This window comes from Marinimicrobium locisalis (assembly GCF_039822625.1).
In the GTDB taxonomy this organism is placed as follows: Bacteria; Pseudomonadota; Gammaproteobacteria; order Pseudomonadales; family Cellvibrionaceae; genus Marinimicrobium; species Marinimicrobium locisalis.
The window spans coordinates 23,460-40,142 of the sequence record NZ_JBDLLG010000020.1; the positions used below are offsets into that span (position 1 = coordinate 23,460).

Sequence of the window (16,683 nt, forward strand, 5' to 3'; positions counted from 1 at the left end):
CCGTTTGAATGGCTATTGCTGTTTCAGCACTTTTCCGCTCTGACCGTCCACGCTGATGGTGCGGATTCGGCCACTTTCTTGCAGAATTTTGACTCGGTAAATGACCCGGCCGCCACGCTCCAGCGTGCTGACCTTCAGCACCTTGCCGCCTACCTTTTTCCGCACCAGCGCCGCGGCCTGGGCGGGGGAAAGCCGGGCCTCGGCTTGCTGTGCCTGGGCGGCGGCTACCGGGCCGGGCAGCCCGGGCAGAGGCACGGGCAGGCCCAACGTCCAGGCCAGTGACAGGGCGAGCGCTAGGCGAACAGTAATGGCTCGGAGGTGTTTCATAATTCGGGAGTCTCATGACGGCGACCCGAGTAGCTTACCCCGTCGCGCCCCGGGTTGTCAGGCGCCAACGGGAACAGTCTGCGCCGCGCTGGCTGAATGGAAGCTGAAACCCCCAAAAAGCCCGCCCAAACAAGGTATAATCGCGGCCATTACCGTCCACTATCGACCACTCCACGATCAACACGAGAGTTCGCGGGCCTTATGACCGAAAAGAACGTGACCGAACAGCAAGATGTTATCCAGTATATGACCGAACTGGGCCAGAAGGCTCGGGCCGCCGCCCGGCAGCTGGCCGCGGCGAGCACCGGCACCAAAAACCGGGCGCTGCTGGCCATGGCCGAGGCCCTGGAAGCGGCGCGACCGGACTTGGCGCGGGAAAACCAGAAAGACCTGGATGCGGGCGAGGCCAATGGCCTGGATGCGGCCCTGCTGGACCGTTTGGCGCTTAAGCCGGCTACAATCGACGGCATGATCGAAGGCTTGCGCCAGGTGGCGGCCCTGCCGGACCCCTGCGGCGCCATTACCGATATGACCTATCGCCCCAGCGGTATCCAGGTGGGGAAAATGCGCGTGCCCCTGGGCGTGGTGGGCATTATTTATGAGTCCCGCCCCAATGTGACCATCGACGCCGCCAGCCTGTGCCTGAAATCCGGCAACGCCGCGATTCTGCGCGGGGGCAGCGAGGCGATTCACTCCAACCGGGCCATCGCCGAATGCCTGAAACAGGGCCTGCGTGAGGCGGGCCTGTCGGAGGCCGCCGTACAGGTGGTCCACACCACCGACCGGGCGGCCGTGGGCCAACTGATTGCCATGCCCGAGTACGTGGATGTCATTGTTCCCCGTGGGGGCAAGGGCCTGATTGAACGCATTAGCCGGGATGCCCGGGTGCCTGTGATCAAGCACCTGGACGGTATTTGCCACGTTTATATCGATGAAAAGGCGGACTTGGAGAAGGCCTTTAATATTGCCCTGAACGCCAAAACTCATCGCTACGGCGTGTGTAACGCCCTGGAAACCCTACTGGTAGACGCGGCGGTGGCCGGCGATATTCTGCCCCGCCTGGCGGAAGCCTATTTGGAGAAGGGCGTGGAGCTGCGCGGCTGTGAACGGACCCGCGCGCTGATTAGCGCCAATCCGGCCACCGACGAGGACTGGGCCACCGAATATCTGGCCCCGGTGCTGGCCATTCGCGTGGTGGACGGTCTGGACCAGGCCATGGACCATATCGCCCAGTACAGCTCCCAGCATACCGAAGCCATTGTGACCGAGGATTACACCCGCGCCCGGCGCTTCCTGGCCGAGGTGGATTCCAGCTCGGTGATGATTAATGCCTCCACCCGCTTTGCCGATGGCTTTGAATTCGGCCTGGGGGCGGAAATCGGCATTTCCACCGACAAGCTGCACGCGCGTGGCCCGGTGGGTTTGGAAGGGCTTACTTCCCAGAAGTGGATCGTCTTCGGTGACGGCCATATCCGCAACTAAGGCGGGGTGCCCGAATGACCGCTCGTATTGGCCTGTTGGGGGGCACGTTTGACCCCATACACCTCGGGCACTTGAGGCTGGCGCTGGAGGTTCGGGAATCCCTGGGGCTGGACCATGTGCGCCTGCTCCCTTGCCACCAGCCACCCCACCGGGCGGCGCCGAACGTGGGCAGCGCCGAGCGCACCGAAATGCTGCGCCTGGCCCTGGCCGACTGCCCGGAGTTGCAGCTGGACGCCCGGGAGCTGGAGCGCGATGGGCCCTCTTACACGCTCGAAACTCTGAAAAGCCTGCGCGAGGAGCTGGGGGAGGATGCCCGGCTGGTGTGGATTCTGGGGTGCGACGCGTTCGTGGGGCTGGAAAAGTGGCACCGCTGGCGCGAGCTGCTGGATTGGGCCAATTTTCTGGTAGTGTCCCGCCCCGGCTGGGACATTCCCACCCAGGGGCCCCTGGCCGCTTGGCTCAGTGAGCACGGCGTGGAGCCAAGGTCATTGCTCGATCGCCCTGCGGGGGGCATTGCCGTACAGACGCTGCGCCTGCTGCCGATTTCCGCGACGGAAATCCGGGCGCTGATTCAGAGCGGCTCGTCCCCGCAATTTTTACTGCCCGACTCGGTATGGCACGCTATCCGGGAGCGGGGATTTTACCGGGCCCGCTGAGTAAGTGAGCCCTTACTGTTTTATCCATGTAGTGTTTTACAAAATAGGTGGCGAATGTCCGCAGCGTTAAATGAATTGATTCTCAATGCCCTGGATGACCTCAAGGGAAAAAATGTGGTGCAGCTCGATGTGCGCGAGCTGAGCAATGTCATGGATACTCTTGTCATTGCCAGCGGTACTTCCAGCCGGCACGTGAAATCGTTGGCCAGTAACCTTGTGGAAGATGCCAAGCACGCCGGCCATCAGCCTCTGGGCGTGGAAGGGCTGGAGACGGGCAATTGGGTATTGGTGGATTTCGGTGATATTGTCGTGCATGTGATGCTGGACGAAGCCCGTGAATTTTATGATCTGGAAAAGCTCTGGTCCATGGAACCGGCCACCCGCTCGGAAACCTAAAGGGACGGGTTATGCGCATTCGCCTGATTGCGGTTGGGACCAAAATGCCCGGTTGGGTGGAGCAGGGCTATGCCGAGTACGCCAAGCGGTTGCCCCGGGACTGCACGGTCGAATTGGTGGAATTGCCCCTGGGGCCGCGAGGTAAGAGCAGCTCCGCCGCCGTGGCCATGGAGCGCGAAGGCCAGGCGATGATGGCCGCCATCGGCAAGGGCGACCGGGTGGTCGCCCTTGATGTAAAAGGCAAGGTCTGGAGCACCGAGCAGCTGGCCGCTAAGCTGGACGACTGGCGCATGAATGGCGCCAACTACAGCTTATTGGTGGGCGGGCCCGACGGCTTGGCGCCGGAGTGCCTGGCCCTGGCGGAAAGTAAGTGGTCGCTATCGGCGCTGACCCTGCCGCATCCGGTAGTCCGCATTATAGTCATTGAACAACTGTATCGGGCTTACTCGATTCTGCACAACCACCCTTACCATAAGTAGATAGCGAACCGAGACCGCATGTCAGAACACCAGCGTTTTAAAGACCACCACCGGGAGGCTCGCATTACTTCAAGCCGGCTGGTCATCACGTCGGTGATTATGGCGGTAATGGTCGCTCTGCTGGTGTTTCGTTATTACACCCTGCAAGTGGTTCACCACGAGGACTACGCCACCCGCTCGGACCGCAACCGCGTGCACGTTCAGCCGGTGCCCCCGACTCGGGGCCTGATCTACGACCGCGACGGCGAGCTGCTCGCCGACAACCGCCCCAGTTACACCCTGTCCATCATCCGCGAGCGGGTGGAGGATATGGATGAGACGATACGGTTGTTGCGCAGCCTGGTGAGCATTCCCCAGAGCGACCTGGAAAAATTCTATGACCAGCTCCAGCAGTGGCGTCGCCCCTTCGAAGCCATTCCGCTGCGTTTCGGTTTAACCGAGGAGGAAATCGCCCGCCTGGCCGTTAACGAATACCGGCTCGAGGGGGTAGAGGTCAACGCCCAGCTCGTGCGTCATTACCCCAAAGGGGCTTTGTTCGCCCATGTACTTGGCTATGTCGGGCGGATCAGCCAGGCCGACCTGGCCCAGTTCGATGAGGACCAGCACAAACGCTACAGCGGTACCCACTCCATTGGCAAAAGCGGGCTGGAAAAACAGTACGAGCCGCTCCTGCTGGGAGAAGTGGGAACTCAGAACGTGGAAACCAACGCTCGGGGCCGGGTGCTGCGGGTTCTGGACCGGACCGACCCAAAACCGGGGGAGGACTTGTACCTGCACCTGGATGCACACCTTCAGTCGGTGGCGGTCGAGGCGCTGGGAGACTACCGGGGCTCTGTGGTGGCGATGGACGTCAAAAGTGGCGGAGTGCTGGCCGCCGTGTCCACCCCGAGCTTTGACCCGAACCTGTTCGTTACCGGCATCAGCTTCCGGGACTACCGTCGCCTGAACCAATCCCTGGACCTGCCCATGTTTAACCGCTTTTTGCAGGGCCAGTACCCGCCGGGCTCCACGGTTAAACCGGTGATCGGGCTGGCGGGGCTGCACTATGAGGTGATCGAGCCCAGCGATACCGTGCGCGACCCGGGCTACTATCGCCTGCCGGGGGATGACCGGCTCTACCGGGACTGGAAACGACGCGGCCACGGTAACAAGGTGGACCTGGAGCAGGCCATCTCCGAGTCCTGTGATGTGTACTTCTACGACTTGGGCCACAAAATGGGCATTGACCCCATGCACGAGTTCGGGACCGGTTTCGGCCTTGGTTCCCGCACTGGCGTGGATATTCCCTCAGAGCGAAGCGGGCTTTGGCCATCGCGGGAGTGGAAGCGCAATAACCGTGGCCTGCCCTGGTTCCCGGGGGATAACCTGAACGCCGCCATCGGCCAGGGGTTCTCGCTCACAACGCCGATGCAGCTGGCCCAAATGACCACAACGCTCGCCAGCCGGGGGCGCCGCCTGCGCCCTCAAATGGTGCGCCAAATCGGTGAACAGACGGTGGAACCGGAGGTAGAGGAGGTGTTGAATGTCTCCGAAGAAAACTGGGACCACGTCCTAGACGCCATGGAAGCGGTGATGCACGGGCAACGGGGCACCGCCCGGCGGGCCGCCCATGGGGCCGACTACCGTATGGCGGGCAAAACCGGCACCGCTCAGGTGGTGGCTATTCCTCAGGGGGAGGAGTACGACTCGGAGGCCTTGCAAGAGCGTCAGCGTGACCACGCCCTGTTTGTGGGGTTCGCCCCGGTGGATGACCCGCAAATAGCCGTGGCGGTGGTGGTGGAAAATGGCGAATCCGGCTCCGGGGTGGCGGCGCCGGTGGCCCGGCAGGTGTTTGATGCCTACCTGAATAAACGTCTGGAACTTGAACTGGGAGAGGCGTTGTGAGCCAGCAGGATTTTCTTCGCCGCCTGCCGGAAGCCGGCCGCAGCCTGGGCAGCCGGGCCCGCCTGCAGCAGCGCCTGCACATCGACTTTACGCTGTTGTTTCTGTTGCTCGGGGTGGCCTGCTACGGGTTGGTGGTGCTCTACAGCGCCAACGGCCAGTCCTTGCCCGGGGTGCAGCGCCAGGGCATTTACTTTCTGGTGGCCCTGGGGGCCATGTTGGTGGCGGCCCAGGTGCCCCCGCACCTGTTGCGACGGCTGGCCCCCTGGCTTTATTTGGGGGGCGTGGTGTTGCTCGCGCTGGTGCTTTGGATGGGCATTGGCGCCATGGGGGCCCAGCGCTGGCTGGGGATAGGGGGCTTTCGCTTTCAGCCCTCGGAAGTGATGAAGCTGGCCACGCCCATTATGGCCTCCGCTTATCTCGGCCAGCGCTTTCTGCCTCCGCGCTTTAAACAGGTATTAGTAACCTTGGGGCTGGTGACGCTTCCCGCATTGTTGATCATTCAGCAACCGGACTTGGGGACCGCTTTGCTGGTGGCTTCATCCGGGCTGGTGGTGCTGTTTTTCGCCGGCCTTTCCTGGCGCTATATCATTGTCTCCGCCGTGGTGTTGCTGGCCAGCATCTGGCCCTTTTGGACGTTCGTGATGCAGGACTACCAGCGCCAGCGTGTGCTCACCTTGCTTAACCCGGAGCAAGACAGCCTGGGTGCGGGCTGGAATATTATCCAATCCAAAACGGCGATCGGCTCCGGGGGCTATTCCGGCAAGGGCTGGTTACAGGGCACCCAGTCCCAGCTCGATTTTCTGCCCGAAGGCCATACGGATTTTATTATCGCGGTGCTGGGGGAGGAGTTCGGGTTACTGGGGGTGTTGCTGTTGCTCGGCCTCTATGTGCTGATCATTATCCGGGGCATGCTCATCGCCCAGCGCGCGCAGGACAGCTTCGGTCGGCTGCTGGCGGCGAGCATTACCTTCACCTTTTTTGTCTATGTGTTCGTCAACGCAGGCATGGTCTCCGGTATGTTGCCCGTGGTGGGGGTGCCGCTGCCTTTGGTGAGCCAGGGGGGAACGGCCATTGTCACCCTTATGGCGGGCTTCGGCATTCTGATGTCCATCGCCACCGAGCGGCGGCGGGTCACCCGCCAGGAATAGCGGGCCAAACCAGTAAGAGGTATCACGTCTTTGAGTCGATTTTTGGTCACCACTCTGGTCAGCGTCCTCACCGCGGCGCTGGGTACCGGGGTGCCCGCTTATGCGGACTACAGTCAGCACCCGGAAGCCACGCGCTTTGTCACCGACATGGTCGAACAGCACGACTTTGACGCGGGCCAAATGCGCGCCTGGATGGCCGAGGCGGAACGTCAGGACAGCATTCTGGAGGCCATCGCCCGGCCAGCCGAGCGCACCCGCACCTGGGCCGAGTATCGCCCGATCTTCCTTCAGCCGTTGCGAGTCACCCGCGGCGTCGAGTTCTGGCAAGCTCACCGGGAGGCGTTCGAGCGGGCGCAAGCCACCTATGGGGTGCCGCCGGAGGTGATTCTGGCCATTATCGGGGTGGAGACCAACTACGGGCGCACCACCGGCAACCATCGGGTGCTCGACGCACTCACCACTTTGGCTTTTGATTACCCGCCCCGCTCGCCGTTTTTTCGGCGCGAGCTGGAGCAATATTTCATTCTGATGCGCGAACAGAAACAGAACCCTTTGGCGTTTAAGGGGTCCTATGCCGGGGCCATGGGGTTTGGGCAGTTTATGCCTTCCAGCTACCGAAACTACGCGGTGGATTTCGACGGTGACGGTTTGGTCGATATCTGGAACAACCCCGTGGATGCCATCGGTAGCGTCGCCAACTATTTTGCCGAGCACGGCTGGCGGCGGGACGGCCTGGTCGCCGTTCGCGCTCGGGCCGGTGCGTCGCTCCAGCGGGGAGCGAAAGAAGACTGGAACCGGATCAAGCCGCCAGAGCGGACGGTGAAGGACTGGCACAAGCGGGGGCTGGTGCCGATTTTTCCGTTGCCGGAAAGCACGCCCGCCAACGCGTTGGCGCTGGAGGGTGATTTCGGGGAAGAATTCTGGCTGGCGTTTCACAACTTTTATGTCATTACCCGCTACAACCGCAGCCATTTGTACGCGCTGGCCGTCCAGCAACTGAGTATAGCGATAAAAACCGCAATGGAGACCACATCGTGAAATTCTGCGCAAGCCTTGCCGTTGTTGCACTGAGTGTGTTGGTGGTTGCCTGCGCGCCGCTGCTGGAAGAGCAGGATCGGGGGCCAGACCGCCCGGTGGACCTCTCCCATGTGCCCGACGCCGAGCCCCGGGAGGAGCCCCGGACAATAGCGGGCAACAAAAACCCCTACACGGTGCTGGGTAAAACCTATCACCTGATGGACGACGAAACCGGCTATAAAGAGCGCGGCATCGCCTCCTGGTATGGCCAGAAATTTCACGGCCGGAACACCTCCAACGGTGAAGTCTACGACATGTACGCCATGACCGCCGCCCACAAAACCCTGCCGATTCCCAGCTACGTACGGGTGACCAACCTGGATAACGGACGCCAGGTGGTGGTGCGTGTGAATGATCGTGGCCCCTTTCACGCCGGTCGAATTATCGATTTGAGCTATGCCGCCGCCCAAAAGCTCGGCTTTGCCGCAAGGGGCACGGCCCAGGTGGAAGTGGAAATAATTGTGCCCGGTGACCGGCCCCCGGCTCCCCTCAAGGCCAAGCAAGTCAATGCCAAGCAAGAAGGGCCCACGGTGGGCACGCCTTCCGCTGCAACCTTCACCCCGGTAAAAAGCACGCAAGAGGCGCCCAAAGACCGCCCCATGACCTTTGTGCAGGTGGGGGCCTTCAGTTCACTCGCCGCCGCGGAGAAGCAACGCACCCAGCTTGAGCGGTTCGTGGAGCAGCCGGTGTTGATTTACAGCCCGGATGAGGAGCCGGTGTTGCACCGGGTTCGTATCGGACCGCTGCACACCACGAAAGAAGTGACAGCATTGCGAGAACAGCTGCGTAAAAATGCCATAGACCAAACCCATATCATCCGGGAGTAGTGGTAAACTTCCGGCGTTTTCTTTTTCAATTCAATCAACGGTTTCACAATGATGCAAAAGTTTCTTCTGGCCACGGTATTCGCCCTGCTGACCCTGACGGTTCAGGCGCAAGAGGTGATTATTCCCTCGCCTCCACAGCTCTCGGCAACCGCGTATTTGCTGATGGATGCGGACACGGGAAAAGTGCTGGTGGAACACAACGCCGATAAGCGCCTGCCGCCGGCCAGCCTGACCAAAATGATGACCGCCTACATTGTGTCTGAAGAGGTTGAGCGTGGCCGCGCCAGTGAAGACGATATGGTGAATATCAGCGTCAAGGCGTGGCAAAAGGGTGGCTCAAAAATGTTCGTGCGCGAAGGCACCGAGGTCAAACTGATTGATCTGCTTCGCGGTGTGATTATCCAGTCGGGCAATGATGCCAGCATCGCCCTGGCCGAACACATTGCCGGTAGCGAAGAAGGCTTTGCCGAGGTAATGAACCACACCGCCGCGCAACTGGGCATGACGAATACCCAGTATAAAAACGCCACCGGCTGGCCGGCGGAAGGGCACTACACCACCGCCGAGGACTTGGCGATTCTGGCCAAGGCGGTGATTGAAGATCACCCCGAGCACTACTCGCTGTACAGCGAAAAATACTTTTCCTACAACGGCATCAACCAGGCCAACCGCAACCGCCTGCTGTTTAAGGACGACAGCGTCGATGGCCTGAAAACCGGGCACACCGAAGAGGCGGGTTACTGCCTGGTAGCCTCGGCGGTGCGCCGGGACATGCGCCTGATTTCCGTGGTAATGGGCACCTCCAGTGAAAGCGCCCGCGCGGCGGAGACGGAAAAGCTGCTCTCTTATGGCTTCCGTTACTACCAGACCCAGTCTCTGTACAGCGCCGGGGACGAGCTTGAGCGCACCCGCGTCTGGGCGGGCAAGCAGGACGAAGTGGTTATCGGCGTGCCCGAGGATATCCGTCTGACCATTCCGCGTGGCGCGGAAGGCAAGCTTGATGCGCAGATGCACATTGATGAAATCATCAAGGCCCCCGTGGCGGTGGGCGATGAGCTGGGTAACCTGACCATCGACCTCAAAGATGAGCGCTTGGTGGATGTGCCGCTGGTGGCGCTGGAACCGGTGGAAGAGGCTGGGTTCTTCTCTCGCCTGATTGACGCCATTAAGCTGTTCTTTATCAAAATCTTCGGGTAACCCCGGTCGGGGTACCCATTGGGTTCCGGGGGGCAAAAGGCCACTGGCGTATTGGAGAGCCCCTCAGCCTGTTATAATGCCGGCGTTTTCACCCATTCAGAGGTAAGCCGTTTCCATGTCTGAGCAACAACCCCCCAAGATTGAGTTTCCCTGTGAGGATTACCCCATCAAGGTGTTGGGAGACGCCGGGAACGAGCTGCGAGCGCTGGTTATCGAGGTCATGGAGCGCCACGCCCCCGGCTTCGATCAAGCCCAAATTCGCGTCAAAGACAGCCGCAACGGGACCTACCAGTCCCTCACCGTGCGTATTACCGCCACCGGGGTCCAGCAGCTGAAGACCATCCACCGGGAGCTCATTGCCAGCCCCCTCACCAAAACGGTGCTTTGAGCTCCATGCCGGTGGAGTGCGCGTCCGAGCTTGAAACGGTCCTGGAAACCGCGGATCTGGGGCGGGAGGCCTACGAAGCGGTTTGGCACCGTATGCGTCGCTTTACCGACGAGCGGGACGCGACCACGGCCGATCAGTTTTGGCTGGTGGAGCATCCGCCGGTTTTCACCCAGGGGCAGGCGGGCAAGCCCGAGCATCTGCTGTTGCCGGGGGATATTCCCGTGGTGCAGACCGATCGCGGTGGCCAGGTGACTTATCACGGCCCCGGCCAGCTAGTGGCCTATCCGCTGCTCAACCTCAAGCGCCTGGGCATTGGCGTGCGGGACCTGGTGACGGCTCTTGAGCAGACTCTGGTGGCGCTGTTGGCCGACTACGGCGTTGAGGCCTATGCCCGGCCAGATGCCCCCGGTGTGTATGTGGAAGGGGATAAGGTCGCCTCCCTGGGCCTGCGGGTGCGCCGGGGTTGCAGCTTCCACGGCCTGGCCCTGAACGTGAACATGGACCTGGAGCCTTTCGGCCGAATCAACCCCTGTGGCTACCAGGGCCTGAAAATGACTCAGTTGGCGGCGCACGTGACACCGGCGCCGGCCATGGACCAGGTCAAGGCCCGGCTAACCGACCACTTTGTACAGAAATTGGGCTATTCGTGTACAATGCCGAGCCCGGCGCCTTGATGGCGGAGGCTCACAAGGCCGTACCGCTTGGCGTTAGTAGCCCGTCTATTTTACCCAGAGATCGATAGATCATCGAAAGACGAGAGAGTTTCATGTCCGATACCCCCGAGATACAGCCCGTCAAACGCACCCGCCGCCTGCGCCAGGGTGAAAAGCTGCGCGATGCCGACAAGGTTGAACGAATTCCGGTCAAGGTTATCGCCTCTGACGAGGTTCAGCGCAAACCGGACTGGATTCGCGTGCGGGTTCCCGCCTCCCCGGAGGTGGACCGGATCAAGCAGATTCTGCGCAAGAACAACCTCTCTTCCGTATGCGAAGAGGCCAACTGCCCCAACCTGGGGGAGTGTTTCAGCGGCGGCACCGCCACCTTTATGATCATGGGGGAAATCTGCACCCGTCGCTGCCCCTTCTGCGACGTGGGCCACGGCAAGCCCAACCCACTGGACGAGGAAGAGCCGGCGCACCTGGCCAAGGCCATTGCCGAGATGCAGCTCAAATACGTGGTGATCACTTCGGTGGACCGGGATGACCTGCGCGACGGCGGTGCCCAGCACTTCGCCGACTGTATCCGCGAGTCTCGCCTGCACAGCCCGAACCTGCAGGTGGAGATCCTCACTCCGGATTTTCGTGGCCGCATGGGCCCGGCGCTGGACATTTTGGAGCAGGAAGCGCCGGACGTGTTCAACCACAACCTGGAGACCGTGCCCCGGCTCTACCGCCAGGCGCGCCCGGGGGCCAACTATAAGTGGTCCCTGGAGCTGCTGCGGGAATACAAAAAGCGTCGCCCGGACATCCTGACCAAATCCGGTCTGATGGTGGGCCTGGGCGAGACCAAAGAGGAAATTTTCGAGGTACTCAAGGACATGCGCGAGCACGATATCGACATGCTCACTATCGGCCAATACCTCCAGCCCTCGAAAGACCACTTGCCGGTGGACCGCTTCGTACACCCGGACGAGTTCGCCGAATACACCCGCATGGCCCACGAACTGGGCTTCAAGCACGCCGCCTGTGGGCCGCTGGTACGCTCCAGCTACCACGCCGACAAGCAGGCCCACGGCGAAGCGGTGGGTGTTGTGGACGACCTGCTGGCCACGGCCGCCCAGTAGGTCCACCGCCTGAAGCACGGGAGCCGGGGTCAATGGCCGAACACCTCACCATAGAGCCGTTGACTCCGGACACGCCCCGTCTCGAACACTGGCTGAGCCTAATCGGCCAGTGGCACCATGAGCATTGCCTGGCTCGTGGGCTCCACTCTTCCCTCGAGCGGCGTATCGAGCAGATTCGCAAACACCTCTCCCACGACCCCCTTCCCGTAACGTTGGTGGCTCACAAGGCCGGTCAGCCTTTGGGGAGTGTCAGCCTGCTCCGGTACCTGGCCGCTGGAACGGGCAACCGGTTGTGGTTGAGCAACCTGTATGTTGAGTCGTCCGTTCGCAACCGGGGCCTTGGGCAGGCGTTGATGGAGCACGCCTGCCGTTACGCGAAAGCGCAGGGCGAGCGGGAGTTATGGTTGTTTACCGATGATCAGCGGGCGTTTTACCGCAAGCGCGGCTGGCGCCCGGCGGGGGATGCGAGGATAAGCCGGACAGAAGTGGATATTTTGGTTCGGGTGTTGTGATGATGGTGTGGGTGTCGCCGGGGAAGAGTGGTAGGTGGCGCTTCGCTCCGATGCGTCGGACCGACCTACCCTACACGAGGGATCCATATTGCGTAGGGTAGGTAAGCGCAGCGCCACCTACCAATAAAGCCCGACTTACCCAATAAAGTGACTTTTACATCAACGCCTCAGGCTCAACCGCGCCACCAAACGCCTGAAGAAGCGCTTTTACCAAGGCCACCAACTCAATACTCATCACCGCGAAATCCGCGTCAAAGGCTTCGGCTGCCGTCTCAGGATTGCGGTCGCCCGCCTGCTCCAACAACTGATCCTCAAACTTCAGCCGCTTCACCGCAAACTGATCATCCATCACAAAATGAATCGCCTCCTTCCAGGTCAGGGCCAACTTACTGGCAAACATCCCCGCTTCAAGGTGGCTGGCCACCTCCGGCGCGCTCAAGTCCACATTCTTGCAACGCACCACCCGGCTATCTTTCCCCGCCTGGAATTCACACTCCTCACCCAACACGAAATCGGTGGGCAGAGGCTCGCCTCGCAGCCAGTGCGTCATCATCTGGGCGGGGGCCTGCTGCGGTGTCAGGGGCACCGCCTTCAGGGTGCCCAGGCTCTCCCGCAGCTGGCTCAACAGGTCTTCCGCTTTTTTGGCGGAGGAGCTGTTCACCAGAATTAGCCGTTCGCGTGGGGCGATAAAGGCATAGTCCCGGGAGGACTTACTGAAAGCCTTGGGCAGCAGGTCGAAGATGATTTCATCTTTCATCGTCTGCCGCTCTTTGCGGCCCACCGGGCGGCCTTCTTCGGAGCGAATATGGGCGAGCTTTTCTTCCAGGTGCTCGTTGACTACCGCCGAGGGCAGGATCTTCTCCTGGCGCTTGGCGCAGACCATCAGGCAACCGCTGGCCGCGTGCACGTAGTCCTGGGCGTCGGCTCCGGCCGGTGGTACCCAGCCGTAGCGCATTAGGTCTTGGCTGCCACAGGGCTGGAAGGGGGCCTGGCTCAGTTTGTCGGACAGCGCTTCGGCGCTCAGGGTGAAGTCTTCGGTCAGCTGGTAAAGGCGCAGGTTTTTAAACCACATAGTCGATTCGCTCTGCTACAACAAAAAGCGGGCGGCTCCGGGGAGCCGCCCGCCCGGGAAAAGGGGGCGGGAGTTTAGCACAGCCTCAGGCGTCTTTCGGACGCTCGATGGACTGCGGATTGAACTCGCGCATGAATATGCCCCAGGAGGCGACAAAGAGCGCGGCCACCAGTGGTCCCATGACGAAGCCGTTAATGCCGAACAGGGCGATACCGCCGAGGGTGGAGAGCAGCACGACGTAGTCGGGCAGTTTGGTGTCCCGCCCCACCAGTATCGGGCGCAGGATGTTGTCCACCAGCCCGATGACGATGGAGCCGAAGGCGGTGAGAATGATGCCGTCGATGTATTGGCTGATGGCGAACAGGTAGATGGCCACGGGGGCCCAGATAAGGGAGGCCCCTATCGCGGGGATGAGGGACACTACGGCCATGACGACGCCCCAGAGTACGGGGGCGGGAATGTCCAGGAACCAGAAGATCAGGCCGCCCAGCGCGCCCTGAATGGCGGCGATAACGATGTTGCCTTTGATGGTGGCGCGGGTCACTTCGGCAAATTTGTCGAAGAGCAGACGCTCGCGTTCGTCGCCCAGGGGCAGGGCTTTCATCAGCAGGTCCAGGATGTGGTGGCCGTCGCGCAGCAGGAAGAAGGTCAGGTAGATCATTACGCCGAAGTTGAGGATGAACTGGAAGGCGTTTTGGCCGATGTTGAGGCTGCGTTCGGCCAGGAATTTGCCGCTGGCGAGGGCGGCGGCGGTGGCTTTTTCCTGGAGGTCTTCTAGTTGGATGTCGAAGCGTTGCAGTCCGTCTTGGATGATGGGGAAGCGGGTGCTGATTTGGCTTACAATTTGTTCCAGGTCGATGTTGCCGGTGTTGAGTTGTTCGTAGAGGCTGATGCCTTGGGCAATGACGGACATGCTGACGAAGATGACCGGTATTATGACGACGATGAGGCTGACGCTGAGTGTGGCCAGGGCGGTGATGTTTTTTTTGTGTTTTAGATAGGGTAGCAGCCGGTGTTGTAGGGGCCCGAAGATGATGGCGATGGCGCAGGCCCAGAAGATGGGGCCGAAGAAGGGTTTGAGCACCCAGATGAAGCCGATGGAGACCAGCAGCAGGAGCCAAAGAAAGGCCCGGGTTTCCATTTTGCTGTTCATTCTTTGAATCCTTTTATTTGGTTTGGGAGTATGTGGGTGGCATCACGTCCGGGCCGGCTTACGGTGCACTGTTCACAGACACGCCGTAAATACTTCCCTGTAGGCTCGAATCGCGGGTCCCCCGCTCCACGGTCTGTGAACAGTGCACCGTAAGCCGGCCCTCATGGGTTCTTCCGTACCTTATAATGGTCGGACCGCTATGCTCCATGGTCTTGAAAGGTTTTCCCCGCATCGCCCCTACGAGCTTCGTCAGCGCGTAGGGCGGGTAAGCCTAAGGCGCACCCGCCGTCATTGCTCGACTACTCTCTTCACCCACTCCTTGGGTGGACTTTCCTAATGGCTCTCTACGAGCGAAAAAGTTACTCGTCCAGGAAGCTACGCAAATGGTCGGAGCGGGACGGGTGGCGGAGTTTGCGTAGGGCCTTGGCTTCGATCTGGCGGATACGCTCGCGCGTTACGTCAAACTGCTTGCCTACCTCCTCCAGCGTATGGTCGGTGTTCATATCGATACCGAAACGCATGCGCAGCACCTTCGCCTCCCGCGCGGTCAGGCCGGCCAGCACCTCGCGGGTGGCCTCGGTCAGGCCCTCGGTGGTGGCGGAGTCCACCGGCGAGATGATGGTGTTGTCCTCAATGAAATCGCCCAGGTGCGAGTCTTCGTCGTCGCCGATGGGGGTTTCCATGGAAATCGGCTCTTTGGCGATCTTCAGTACCTTGCGAACCTTGTCTTCCGGCATTTCCATGCGCTCGCCCAGCTCTTCCGGGGTGGGCTCGCGGCCCATTTCCTGGAGCATCTGGCGGGAGACGCGATTGAGCTTGTTGATGGTCTCGATCATGTGCACCGGAATACGGATGGTGCGGGCCTGGTCGGCGATCGAGCGGGTGATCGCCTGGCGAATCCACCAGGTGGCATAGGTCGAGAACTTGTAACCGCGGCGATACTCGAACTTGTCCACGGCTTTCATCAGGCCGATGTTGCCTTCCTGAATCAGGTCCAGGAACTGCAGGCCGCGGTTGGTGTACTTTTTCGCGATGGAGATCACCAGGCGCAGGTTGGCTTCCACCATTTCCTTCTTGGCACGGCGCGCGCGGGCTTCGCCGATGGACATGCGGCGGTTGATCTCTTTGATCTGGGCCAGGCTCAGGCCACTTTCTTCTTCCAGCTGCGCCAGTTTACGCTGGCAGCGGGTGACTTCGCCCTCCACTGACTTGAGCGCGTCAGAGTAGTCCCGCTTTTTCTTGATGACGTTGGGAATCCACTCTTCGTTGGTCTCGTTGCCCGGGAATTCGCGCATAAAGGTTTTGCGCGGCATGCGGGACTGGCGCACGCACATTCTCATGATGGCGCGCTCTTCCCGGCGCACCCGGTCCAATATCAGGCGGGCTTCGGTGTAGAGGGGTTCGAACTGGCGCGGCGGCAGCTTGAAGAATTTGAACAGCTCGCCCAGCTCAGCCAGCTCTTTCTGAGCTTCTTTACTGTCGCGGCCGTGCTTACTGACGGCCTTCTCAGCATTGCTCAGCTGTTTGGCCAGGGCCTCGAAGCGGGCGCGTGCCTCTTCCGGGTCTACCCCGGAGGTGCTTTCCTCTTCGTCGTCACTGTTGTCCGAATCGCCGTTGCTATCGTCGTCTTTCTTGTCCTTCTTGGCGGAGGCGGCATTGGACGCGTTGCTGGAGGAGGTGGCCGTGATGGACGGAATTTCGTCCGCCGGGTCAAGCCAGCCGATGATGACGTCCGCCAGGCGGCGATCCTCTTCCTCCACCTGCTTGTATTCGTCGAGAATGCGCTGGGCCGATCCGGGCCAGTAGGCCAAGGCGGACATCAGCTCGCGCACGCCCTCTTCAATGCGCTTGGCGATGGCGATTTCGCCCTCGCGGGTCAGTAGCTCCACCGTGCCCATTTCGCGCATGTACATGCGTACCGGGTCGGTGGTGCGGCCGGCTTCGGTTTCCACCGCTGCCAGTGCGGCGGCGGCTTCCGCTGCTGCGATTTCATCGGCGGAGGCGTCCCCGTCGGTCATCAGCAGGGTGTCGGCATCCGGAGCGATCTCATAGACACGGATGCCCATGTCGTTGATCATCTGAATGATGTCTTCCACCTGATCCGGATCGGAAATGTCCTCCGGAAGATGGTCGTTCACCTCGGCATAAGTGAGAAAGCCCTGCTCTTTGCCGCGGGCGATCAGCTCTTTAATGCGGGATTGTTGCTGCTGTTGAGCGTTATCTGCCATTCGGGACCCTGTAAGAACCTGGAGGTGGAATAGAAAAGCGCGGGATTATATCGCATTTATTGGGGTTGATTCCA

Annotated in this window: 17 protein-coding genes; 13 read left to right on the forward strand and 4 right to left on the reverse strand. The window is 61.0% G+C overall.

What is annotated here, in order from left to right:
• Positions 1-12 precede the first annotated feature (12 nt).
• Positions 13-327, reverse strand: a complete 315-nt coding sequence (locus AAE514_RS13230) for a PepSY domain-containing protein (protein WP_347332028.1) — start codon at positions 325-327, stop codon at positions 13-15.
• A gap of 201 nt (positions 328-528) precedes the next feature.
• On the opposite strand from AAE514_RS13230, the gene AAE514_RS13235 reads away from it, so the two are divergent.
• The 13 genes from AAE514_RS13235 (at position 529) to AAE514_RS13295 (ending at position 12,156) form a co-directional block, all read left to right on the forward strand.
• On the forward strand, positions 529-1,809 hold the full coding sequence (locus AAE514_RS13235; RefSeq protein WP_347332029.1) for a glutamate-5-semialdehyde dehydrogenase: 1,281 nt from the start codon (positions 529-531) through the stop codon (positions 1,807-1,809).
• Positions 1,810-1,823: 14 nt separating this feature from the next.
• Positions 1,824-2,465: a nicotinate-nucleotide adenylyltransferase gene (gene nadD / locus AAE514_RS13240; protein ID WP_347332030.1), complete on the forward strand. Its 642-nt coding sequence runs from the start codon at positions 1,824-1,826 to the stop codon at positions 2,463-2,465.
• 54 nt (positions 2,466-2,519) lie between these two features.
• Positions 2,520-2,861, forward strand: coding sequence for a ribosome silencing factor (gene rsfS, locus AAE514_RS13245; RefSeq protein WP_347332031.1), 342 nt, complete (start codon positions 2,520-2,522; stop codon positions 2,859-2,861).
• Between the two features lie 11 nt (positions 2,862-2,872).
• On the forward strand, positions 2,873-3,340 hold the full coding sequence (gene rlmH, locus AAE514_RS13250) for a 23S rRNA (pseudouridine(1915)-N(3))-methyltransferase RlmH (RefSeq protein ID WP_347332032.1): 468 nt from the start codon (positions 2,873-2,875) through the stop codon (positions 3,338-3,340).
• Between the two features lie 18 nt (positions 3,341-3,358).
• On the forward strand, positions 3,359-5,224 hold the full coding sequence (mrdA, locus tag AAE514_RS13255; RefSeq protein ID WP_347332033.1) for a penicillin-binding protein 2: 1,866 nt from the start codon (positions 3,359-3,361) through the stop codon (positions 5,222-5,224).
• On the forward strand, positions 5,221-6,372 hold the full coding sequence (gene rodA / locus AAE514_RS13260; protein ID WP_347332034.1) for a rod shape-determining protein RodA: 1,152 nt from the start codon (positions 5,221-5,223) through the stop codon (positions 6,370-6,372). Before mrdA ends, rodA begins: the two co-directional genes overlap by 4 nt.
• A 30-nt stretch (positions 6,373-6,402) precedes the next feature.
• Complete coding sequence (gene mltB, locus AAE514_RS13265) at positions 6,403-7,410, forward strand: lytic murein transglycosylase B (protein WP_347332035.1); 1,008 nt, start codon at positions 6,403-6,405, stop codon at positions 7,408-7,410.
• Positions 7,407-8,276 (forward strand): septal ring lytic transglycosylase RlpA family protein, encoded by an 870-nt coding sequence (locus tag AAE514_RS13270; protein WP_430623903.1) that lies wholly within the window; start codon positions 7,407-7,409, stop codon positions 8,274-8,276. The genes mltB and AAE514_RS13270 overlap by 4 nt, the downstream gene beginning before the upstream one ends.
• 48 nt (positions 8,277-8,324) lie before the next feature.
• Positions 8,325-9,473 (forward strand): D-alanyl-D-alanine carboxypeptidase family protein, encoded by a 1,149-nt coding sequence (locus AAE514_RS13275; protein WP_347332036.1) that lies wholly within the window; start codon positions 8,325-8,327, stop codon positions 9,471-9,473.
• A 115-nt stretch (positions 9,474-9,588) separates the two neighbouring features.
• Positions 9,589-9,861, forward strand: coding sequence for a YbeD family protein (locus AAE514_RS13280; protein WP_347332037.1), 273 nt, complete (start codon positions 9,589-9,591; stop codon positions 9,859-9,861).
• 5 nt (positions 9,862-9,866) lie between these two features.
• The gene (lipB, locus tag AAE514_RS13285) at positions 9,867-10,535 is read left to right on the forward strand and encodes a lipoyl(octanoyl) transferase LipB (RefSeq protein ID WP_347332038.1); all 669 of its coding nucleotides are present in this window, start codon (positions 9,867-9,869) and stop codon (positions 10,533-10,535) included.
• A gap of 92 nt (positions 10,536-10,627) precedes the next feature.
• Positions 10,628-11,644, forward strand: coding sequence for a lipoyl synthase (gene lipA / locus AAE514_RS13290; RefSeq protein WP_347332039.1), 1,017 nt, complete (start codon positions 10,628-10,630; stop codon positions 11,642-11,644).
• Positions 11,645-11,676: 32 nt separating this feature from the next.
• Positions 11,677-12,156 (forward strand): GNAT family N-acetyltransferase, encoded by a 480-nt coding sequence (locus AAE514_RS13295; protein ID WP_347332040.1) that lies wholly within the window; start codon positions 11,677-11,679, stop codon positions 12,154-12,156.
• Positions 12,157-12,310: 154 nt separating this feature from the next.
• On the opposite strand, the gene rdgC is transcribed toward AAE514_RS13295, so the two are convergent.
• From rdgC to rpoD, 3 genes are all read right to left on the reverse strand, one after another.
• Positions 12,311-13,228: a recombination-associated protein RdgC gene (gene rdgC, locus AAE514_RS13300; protein WP_347332041.1), complete on the reverse strand. Its 918-nt coding sequence runs from the start codon at positions 13,226-13,228 to the stop codon at positions 12,311-12,313.
• An 85-nt stretch (positions 13,229-13,313) separates the two neighbouring features.
• Positions 13,314-14,381, reverse strand: coding sequence for an AI-2E family transporter (locus tag AAE514_RS13305; RefSeq protein WP_347332042.1), 1,068 nt, complete (start codon positions 14,379-14,381; stop codon positions 13,314-13,316).
• 359 nt (positions 14,382-14,740) lie between these two features.
• Positions 14,741-16,609 (reverse strand): RNA polymerase sigma factor RpoD, encoded by a 1,869-nt coding sequence (gene rpoD, locus AAE514_RS13310; RefSeq protein ID WP_347332043.1) that lies wholly within the window; start codon positions 16,607-16,609, stop codon positions 14,741-14,743.
• Between the last annotated feature and the right edge of the window lie 74 nt (positions 16,610-16,683).

Bases quoted from the DNA above. Each gene is read 5' to 3' on its own strand.
- AAE514_RS13230 (WP_347332028.1), bottom strand. From the start codon at position 327: ATGAAACACCTCCGAGCCATTACTGTTCGCCTAGCGCTCGCCCTGTCA.
- AAE514_RS13235 (WP_347332029.1), top strand. From the start codon at position 529: ATGACCGAAAAGAACGTGACCGAACAGCAAGATGTTATCCAGTATATG.
- nadD (WP_347332030.1), top strand. From the start codon at position 1,824: ATGACCGCTCGTATTGGCCTGTTGGGGGGCACGTTTGACCCCATACAC.
- rsfS (WP_347332031.1), top strand. From the start codon at position 2,520: ATGTCCGCAGCGTTAAATGAATTGATTCTCAATGCCCTGGATGACCTC.
- rlmH (WP_347332032.1), top strand. From the start codon at position 2,873: ATGCGCATTCGCCTGATTGCGGTTGGGACCAAAATGCCCGGTTGGGTG.
- mrdA (WP_347332033.1), top strand. From the start codon at position 3,359: ATGTCAGAACACCAGCGTTTTAAAGACCACCACCGGGAGGCTCGCATT.
- AAE514_RS13275 (WP_347332036.1), top strand. From the start codon at position 8,325: ATGATGCAAAAGTTTCTTCTGGCCACGGTATTCGCCCTGCTGACCCTG.
- AAE514_RS13280 (WP_347332037.1), top strand. From the start codon at position 9,589: ATGTCTGAGCAACAACCCCCCAAGATTGAGTTTCCCTGTGAGGATTAC.
- lipB (WP_347332038.1), top strand. From the start codon at position 9,867: ATGCCGGTGGAGTGCGCGTCCGAGCTTGAAACGGTCCTGGAAACCGCG.
- lipA (WP_347332039.1), top strand. From the start codon at position 10,628: ATGTCCGATACCCCCGAGATACAGCCCGTCAAACGCACCCGCCGCCTG.
- AAE514_RS13295 (WP_347332040.1), top strand. From the start codon at position 11,677: ATGGCCGAACACCTCACCATAGAGCCGTTGACTCCGGACACGCCCCGT.
- rdgC (WP_347332041.1), bottom strand. From the start codon at position 13,228: ATGTGGTTTAAAAACCTGCGCCTTTACCAGCTGACCGAAGACTTCACC.
- AAE514_RS13305 (WP_347332042.1), bottom strand. From the start codon at position 14,381: ATGAACAGCAAAATGGAAACCCGGGCCTTTCTTTGGCTCCTGCTGCTG.
- rpoD (WP_347332043.1), bottom strand. From the start codon at position 16,609: ATGGCAGATAACGCTCAACAGCAGCAACAATCCCGCATTAAAGAGCTG.